This window comes from Streptomyces sp. NPDC005811 (genome assembly GCF_040630405.1).
GTDB lineage: Bacteria > Actinomycetota > Actinomycetes > Streptomycetales > Streptomycetaceae > Streptomyces.
This window is the reverse complement of sequence record NZ_JBEXXK010000076.1, coordinates 41068-47863: the sequence shown is the minus strand read 5'-3', so window position 1 is coordinate 47863 and position 6796 is coordinate 41068. Positions and strand designations below refer to the sequence as shown.

Sequence of the window (6796 nt, the reverse complement as noted above, 5' to 3'; positions counted from 1 at the left end):
CCCACAGCACCGGATAGCAGTCCCACGCGAGGAAGCCCGGCGGGGCCCAGTGGGGCGCCAGGTCGGAGGTGAAGGCCGCGGATCTCCCCGCCCCGTACCGGCCGACCACCAGCAGCGGGTGGCCGGCGCAGTCGGCGAGCAGGTCGGCGCCCTCGCGAACCGCCACCTCGTTGAGACCGAGCAGATCCGGCCAGCGCTCCCCCAGCCCGTCGACCACCGGATGGGGCGCGACCCGCCGGGGCCGCGCCCCGGCGGGCAGCTCCACCCGGTCGTCCCGGTCGTACAGGTCCACCGGCAGGGCCGCGGCCAGCGGGGTACGCCCCCAGCGGGCCTTGGCGTCGATCCCGGTGAAGGTGAGATAGCCGCCGACCATCAGCAGACCCCCGCCGCCCTCGACGTAGGCCCGCAGCAGTTCGGTGCGGTCCGGGGTGGGCAGGGAGTGCGCGAAGGTGGGGGGCGTGAGCTGGAAGCTGTTGGCTCCGACATCACTGATGACCACGGCGTCGTACGCGGCGAAGCCCTCGACCGAGTCGGGCAGCTCCGTGTCGATCCGGTGCGCGGGCACATACGTCACCCGGTGGCCCCGGTCACGCAGCGCGTCGAGGAAGACCGCCGCTCCTTCGACGTACTCACTGGTGTGGAAGGAGTCGAACCCCTTCTGGTGGACGGAGTGGGTGAACCATGACTCACCCACGACGAGGACATGCGGCATCGTGACTCCTTGCTTCATGTGCGGTGATGGCCTGTGCGGTGATGGTCTGTGCGGGAGGGACAGGGCGGGTGCGGGTCAGCGCACCGCGGCCGTGCTGGCCCGGGGCTTGAGCCGCACGGGCAGGATGTGGCGGGAGGCGGGCGGTACCTCGCCCCGGTGGACGTACTGGAGAAGCTGGGCGGCCGCGGTCCGGCCGATGTCGTAGGCCGGCTGGTGGACCGTGGTGAGCGACGGATGCACCCGGCCGGCGAGCATGATGTCGTCGAACCCCGCCACGGACACGTCGTCGGGGACACGCAGCCCGGCGTCCTCCACGGCGGCGACGGCGCCCAGGGCCATGAGGTCGTTCGCGGCGAACACCGCCGTGAAACGCCCCCGCCGACCGGCCTTGCGCAGGGCGTCCGCCACGGTGTCGTAACCGGAGCGCTCGACGAACGCCCCTTCGACCTCTGTGACCCCGTCCGTCCCGAACGCCTCCCGGAAGCCCGCGATCCGCTCCACGCTGCTGACCAGGTCCGCCGGCCCGCTGACCGCCAGTGCCCGGCGGTGGCCCAGCTCTCTGAGGTGCTCGCCGATCAGCTGTCCGCCCCTGCGGTGGTCGGCGGTGACCAGGACCGTCTCGTCCTGCAGGCCCGGTACCACCTCGTCGGCGAGGGCGATGGGGAAGCGGCCGAGCAGCGAGGCCAGCCGGTCCCGGGAGGGCATCGAGCCCGCCGCGTACACCATCCCGTCGATGAAACGGTTGCGCAGCAGCTGGAGGTAATGGTCCTCACGGGCCGGATCGAACTCCGTGTTGCACAGGATGACGCCGTAGCCCAGGTCGTGGCCGGCGTCCTCCACGCCCTTGGCGAGTTCCGCGAAGAACTGGTTGGTGATGTCGGGGATCAGCAGGCCGATGACGTTCGTGGCACCGGCCTGGAGACTGCGGGCCGTGGACGCCGGGACATAGCCGAGCCGGTTCACCACGGCCCGTACCCGCTCCGCGGTCTCCTCCGCGACCGGCCGGTTGCCGCTGAGGACGTGGGAGACGGTCGTCGGGCTCACCCGGGCCGCCGCCGCCACGTCCTTGATCGACGCGGGCCGCCGTCTGCGGCGCCCGTCGTCCCCCGGCTCACGGGTCATAGTGCTGCACCGCCCGTCCGTGCGAGGTGTCGAGGAGCGCGGACGCCCTCGCCTCGATCCCGGCCAGCAGTCCGGGCACGTCCGCCGTCAGCAGACGGCCGTCGCGTACGACGACCCGCCCGTCCACCACGACGTCGCGCACGTCGCTCGCCCGGACGCTGTAGACCAGCGCCGCGACCGGGTCGTGCAGCGGACGGCAGTGCGGGCCGCGCAGGTCCATCAGCACGATGTCGGCCGCCCTGCCCACCTCCAGCGCGCCGATCCGGTCCCCGAGACCGAGCGCCCTCGCTCCGCCCCGGGTGGCCACCCGGACGGTGTCCGAGACCGTCATCCAGGTGGCGTCCCGTTCCGCCTGCTTCTGCGTCAGCGCCACCAGGCGCATGGCCTCCCACACGTCCAGCGTGTTGTGCCCGGCCGCGCCGTCCGTGCCGGCGGCGACGGGCACACCGGCGGCCAGCAGGTCCCTCACCGGGGTGAGCGGATGCAGGGCGTGCTTCAGATACACCTTCGGGCAGCAGGCCACCGCCGTCCGGTCCCGGTAGGCCGCGAGGCGGGGCAGGTCCGGCTCGGTGATCCCGCACCCGTGCGCGATCAGCGCCCCGGCGTCGAGCACTCCGGTGCGCTCCAGCACCTCGACGGGCGTGACACCGAGCCGGGCGAGGCTCGATGTGGTCTGCTCCAGGTGCTCGGCCGCGTGGATGTGGACGCGCAGTCCCGTCTCCCGGGCCAGGGCCGCGATCCGCGCGAGGTCGTCCTCGTCCACGGTGTACGGCGCGTGCGGCCCCAGCGACGCCCTGACCCGTCCGCCACCCGCACCGTGCAGGGCGACGGCGGTCTCGGCAGCGCGCTCCAGGGCTTCCCGGCCGCTGCTGCTGAAGTAGGTGGGGGCGATGTCGGCCCGGATGCCGGTTGCGACGGCGGCCTCCGCGATGCGCTCGGCGTGGAAGTAGTGGTCGGCGAACGCGGTGACCCCTGAGAGCAGCATCTCGGCACACGCCAGCTCGGCACCCAGCCGGACGTCGTCCGCAGTGAGGTTGACCTCCATCGGCCATACCCGCTCGTTGAACCACGCCTCGACGCTGACGTCCTCCGCCGCTCCGCGCATCAGGACCATCGGGCTGTGCGTGTGGGCGTTCACCAGACCGGGCACGGCGAGAAGCCCCGAGCCGTCGAGGATCTCGGCGTCGGCATACCGGGGGCCGGTGCCCGCCGGGCCGATCCACGCGATGTCGCCGTCCTCGACGCGGATGTCCTGGTCGTCCCGCACCTGGCAGGGCCCCTGCTCGGGCACGTCGAGCACCGCGCAGGACGTCACCATCAGTCGTCGCATGCCGCCCGTCCTTTCGTTGGCAGCAGACGCTAAGGACCCAAAACGTTTTGCACAACAGGCGCCCATCTCAGCCATGCCGCTGGGTGGCCGGTACCCGTGCCACTCGCCGCGGCTGACCGTGCCCCACGCACCCTGAGTGAATCGAGATGGGTACCGGGTCAGTGCGGCTTTCTCGGCGAGCCGTGCGGTGCGGCGTGAGGGGCGCGCAGAGCGTCAAACGAGCGCGGGCGCCTACCTGTTCGCCGTCCCGATGTACAACTACTCGATGCCCTCGGTGTTCAAGGCGTGGCTCGACCACATCATGATCCCCGGGAAGACCTTCGCCATGGGCGACGCCGACCCCGCCTCCGGCACCCCGCAGCACGGCAAGGACTTCGTCGTTCCCGCCCTGGAAACCGTCCTCGGCGACGCGCTGGGCCTCGACGTGCGCACCATCACTCCCGATCCACATCACCATCACCAAGCAGGGTGGAAGGCCGGAAGGGCAAGATCTTCATCGTGACCGGCGGAGGTTTCGGCATCGGGGCGGCCACCGTGCGGTCCTCTCAGTGGCCTGCCTTGGGGGATGGGCCGTACTGATTGGCACCTGGAACGCTGTCCACGGCCATGCCCACGAGGTAGAGGACGGGCCCGGCGACCGGGATCAGGGCGATGAGCATCCTCCAGCCGGCCCTGCCCGTGTCGTGCAACCGGCGGACGGAGACGGACAGCATGGGCACGATGAACGGCAGCAGGAGGACGCTCAGCAGCGGGGCTTCCGCTGCCCAGATGGTCGCTGCGATCACGGCAGTGGCCATCACGTACAGCACCGAGTACCACCAGTACTCCGACCGCCGGGCGCGACCGGAGAACGTGGCGTACTTCGTGGTGAGACACGTGCGGGACGCCTCGATGAACGACATTCTCGGCATGATGGTTCCTTCGAATCGAACGAGATGGGACGCAAGCCGGACCGCGGGGCGGTCATGCGGGCAGCTTCGTTGTGCCAAGGCCGACAGCGGCCAGTGGCGTCAGCACGGTGGCGACGCCGGTGAAGCGGACGGTGCCGGGCGAGAAGTCGGTCACCCAGGACAGGTTCTCGACGAGCTTGTCCTTGGGCTGGGTGGATTTCATGACCCGGCGCCGGGGAGCACGCTGTTGACCGTGATCGGCCGAGGGGCGAGGTGCCGGGCGAAGTGCGCGGGGAGATGTTGACGATGCGTCCGCCGTCCGGGATCAGCCCGACGGCCCGCTGGACGAGGAGGAAGGGAACCTTGGCGTTGACTGCGGAGCTCTCGTCGATCTGCTCGGCGGACACGTCTTCCGGCGCATCGCCGGGCGTCGTCGCGGCGGCGTTGTTCACCAGGATGTCCAGGACGTTCTCGCCGGTGTACTCGCGCAGTCCGGCCTCCAGCTGGTCAAACAGCTGATCGACGGCGCCGGACGCGCCCGGTTTCGCGCCGTCGGCAAAGGCCCGTCCGCCGTCAGGGCCCCCTCGCGGGCGAGGCCACTGCCGGTCGCCCGGCCGATGCCGCGGCTGGATCCGGCGAGGAGAGCTGTCTTCCCATTGAGCGTGCCGGCCATGCCGGAGTCCTTGCCGTGTTCCGGAACTGGGGGCTTGGTGGGGCGGCTGTGGAAGACGGCTTCGGCCTGGCCGCCGCAGCGCTCTCACGGGTCCCAGTACAGGTGCGCGGCGTAGATACCGGCAGGCCAGGAGGTCGGGCGGCTGGGGGGATCGTCAGAGACTGAAGACGAGTTCGGCCTGGTCGCGCTTGGTGGTGTGCAGGTCCCAGTAGACCGGGGAGATCTCCTCGGGCTGGGCGGTCGGGAATCCGGGGATCGCCGGCGTGCCGATGGACACGTTGATGGCGACATGCGCCGCCTGGACGCCAGTGCCGTCCAGCTCCTTGTGCAGGTTGATCACCCAGTTGCGCAGGGCCGCGGCGGCGGCGTTGACGTTGGCGATCTGCGGCACGGGGTCGACGGAGCCGGCGCCGGTGGTGAACAGCAGGGTGCCCCCGCCCGCCTCACGCATGGCGGGCAGCACCGCACGGGTGGCGGCGATGGCTCCATAGAGCTGGAACTCCATCTCGTGCTGCACGTCGGCCGGTTCGGTGGCGGCCGGAGTGGTCATGGCGGTCTGGAGGCCGCCGACCGGGGAGTATTCCAGGACGTCGATGCCGCCGAAGTGTGCGGCCGCGTCCTTGAGTGCCTGGGTGAGGGCGGTGCGGTCGAGGACGTCGGCGGGGAAGGCGGCGGCGGTGACGCCCTCGGCGGCCAGTTCGCCGGCCAGCTCTTCGAGCTTGGCCCGGTTGCGGGCGATCAGCGCGACGTCGTAGCCGTGGGTGCCGTAGGTGCGTGCGATGGCGAGACCGAGCTGAGGGCCGGCACCGACGACTGCGATGGTGGGCATGAGAGAGCCTTTCACTGGAAGGGAGATGGATAGGGCTATCCGTTTCGTTTCCGGAAAGCCCTATCCGGTTCGCTGCCCACCGTAACACGAGAATCGGATAAGGCATTCCGGTTTGCTAGTCTGATCGCCATGAGCCCCCGAGACCCGCACCCCGAAGCCAGCGCCGCCGCGATCGTTTCCGCAGGTCAGTCCAGGCGCAGCGACGCGGAGCGCAACCGGGGACGGATCATCGCCGCCGCGCGCACGGTCTTCGGGCGCGACGGGCTGAACGCGTCGATGGCCTCGGTCGCACGGGAGACGGGGGTCGGCATCGCCACCCTCTTCCGCCACTTCCCCCGCAAGGAAGATCTCGTCGCCGCGGTCTTCGTCGACCGCATGAAGGCGTATGCGCAGGCCACCACCGAGGCCCTGGCCGACCCCGACCCGTGGCATGGCTTCACCGGCTACATCCAGGACGTCTGCGCGATGCAGGCCGCCGACCGCGGCTTCGCCGACGTCCTGACCATGAGCTTTCCCGGCGTCCCGGAACTGGAGCAGCACCACGCCCAGGCGTACGAGGGCTTCCTCGAACTCATCGGCCGCGCCAAGAACAGCGGACAACTGCGCGAGGACTTCACCAGCCGGGACCTCGTGCTGCTGCTGATGGCCAACGCCGGTGTCCTCAGCGCCACCGGCGACGCCGCCCCGGACGCCTGGCGCCGCCTGGTGGCATGGATGATCCAATCCTTCCAGGCGCCGGCCCGCGGACAACTGCCGGACCCGCCGGAAGACGCTGCGCTGTACGAGGCCATGCGCCGCGCCAGCCAGGACGTCACCGCCCCCGAGACCGGAAAGCGACGCTGAACCAGCGACTGGTGGGGAAATTCACGCGTAACTGCCGGTGGCACCTCACGGCAGCCATGGGCTTCGGGTCCGGCATTGAGTTGCCGGCGGCGCCTGGCCGCGTGGAACCAGGCCGGCGTGTGGGACGAACTGCACCTGGTGCTGCTGAAGAAGCTGGACTGGTCGCGGGCGGTGCGCGCCTCCTCCCACGTCAGGACAGCCCGGCGCGGCCCAAAGGCGGGTCAGCCCAGTCGACCGCGCACGACCGGGCAGCAAGCACCAACCTCCTCACCGAGGCCAGGGCATCCCGCTCGCGATGTCGTTGACCGGCGGAAACCGCAAACGACGTTACCCAGCCGCTGCCCCTGCTGGGCAAGGTTCCGGCCGTGACCGGACTCGTCGGCCGGCCACGGCCGGA

Annotated in this window: 8 protein-coding genes and 1 pseudogene; 2 read left to right on the top strand and 7 right to left on the bottom strand. The window is 70.8% G+C overall.

From position 1 onward, the window contains the following. The 3 genes from ABZ490_RS47185 to ABZ490_RS47175 form a co-directional block, all read right to left on the bottom strand. The coding region (locus ABZ490_RS47185) for a glutamine amidotransferase (RefSeq protein ID WP_359005390.1) at positions 1-712 on the bottom strand (712 nt) is incomplete at its 3' end. 75 nt (positions 713-787) lie between these two features. Then, the gene (locus tag ABZ490_RS47180) at positions 788-1834 is read right to left on the bottom strand and encodes a LacI family DNA-binding transcriptional regulator (protein ID WP_359005387.1); all 1047 of its coding nucleotides are present in this window, start codon (positions 1832-1834) and stop codon (positions 788-790) included. Further along, positions 1824-3164: an amidohydrolase gene (locus ABZ490_RS47175; protein ID WP_359005385.1), complete on the bottom strand. Its 1341-nt coding sequence runs from the start codon at positions 3162-3164 to the stop codon at positions 1824-1826. The genes ABZ490_RS47180 and ABZ490_RS47175 overlap by 11 nt, the downstream gene beginning before the upstream one ends. Positions 3165-3300: 136 nt before the next feature. On the opposite strand from ABZ490_RS47175, the gene ABZ490_RS47170 reads away from it, so the two are divergent. Beyond that, positions 3301-3666 carry an NAD(P)H-dependent oxidoreductase gene (locus ABZ490_RS47170; RefSeq protein ID WP_359005382.1) on the top strand — a complete coding sequence of 122 codons (366 nt, stop codon included), beginning with the start codon at positions 3301-3303 and terminating at the stop codon, positions 3664-3666. Between the two features lie 43 nt (positions 3667-3709). Here the strand turns inward: ABZ490_RS47170 and ABZ490_RS47165 are convergent, their stop codons facing one another. From ABZ490_RS47165 to ABZ490_RS47150, 4 genes and pseudogenes are all read right to left on the bottom strand, one after another. Then, on the bottom strand, positions 3710-4075 hold the full coding sequence (locus ABZ490_RS47165; RefSeq protein ID WP_359005379.1) for a DUF805 domain-containing protein: 366 nt from the start codon (positions 4073-4075) through the stop codon (positions 3710-3712). Positions 4076-4127: 52 nt separating this feature from the next. Beyond that, the gene (locus ABZ490_RS47160) at positions 4128-4277 is read right to left on the bottom strand and encodes a hypothetical protein (RefSeq protein ID WP_359005393.1); all 150 of its coding nucleotides are present in this window, start codon (positions 4275-4277) and stop codon (positions 4128-4130) included. Positions 4278-4407: 130 nt separating this feature from the next. Continuing rightward, positions 4408-4506, bottom strand: a pseudogene (locus ABZ490_RS47155) (short-chain dehydrogenase); the annotation flags it as partial. Positions 4507-4881: 375 nt separating this feature from the next. Beyond that, positions 4882-5556 (bottom strand): SDR family NAD(P)-dependent oxidoreductase, encoded by a 675-nt coding sequence (locus ABZ490_RS47150; protein WP_359005376.1) that lies wholly within the window; start codon positions 5554-5556, stop codon positions 4882-4884. A 129-nt stretch (positions 5557-5685) separates the two neighbouring features. Here ABZ490_RS47150 and ABZ490_RS47145 point away from each other — a divergent pair, with 129 nt between their 5' ends. Then, positions 5686-6399: a helix-turn-helix domain-containing protein gene (locus ABZ490_RS47145; RefSeq protein WP_359005373.1), complete on the top strand. Its 714-nt coding sequence runs from the start codon at positions 5686-5688 to the stop codon at positions 6397-6399. The last annotated feature ends 397 nt before the right edge of the window (positions 6400-6796 follow it).

Excerpts from the sequence above, each read along its gene's own strand:
- ABZ490_RS47180 (WP_359005387.1), bottom strand. The coding sequence starts at position 1,834 with ATGACCCGTGAGCCGGGGGACGACGGGCGCCGCAGACGGCGGCCCGCG.
- ABZ490_RS47175 (WP_359005385.1), bottom strand. The coding sequence starts at position 3,164 with ATGCGACGACTGATGGTGACGTCCTGCGCGGTGCTCGACGTGCCCGAG.
- ABZ490_RS47165 (WP_359005379.1), bottom strand. The coding sequence starts at position 4,075 with ATGCCGAGAATGTCGTTCATCGAGGCGTCCCGCACGTGTCTCACCACG.
- ABZ490_RS47160 (WP_359005393.1), bottom strand. The coding sequence starts at position 4,277 with ATGAAATCCACCCAGCCCAAGGACAAGCTCGTCGAGAACCTGTCCTGG.
- ABZ490_RS47150 (WP_359005376.1), bottom strand. The coding sequence starts at position 5,556 with ATGCCCACCATCGCAGTCGTCGGTGCCGGCCCTCAGCTCGGTCTCGCC.
- ABZ490_RS47145 (WP_359005373.1), top strand. The coding sequence starts at position 5,686 with ATGAGCCCCCGAGACCCGCACCCCGAAGCCAGCGCCGCCGCGATCGTT.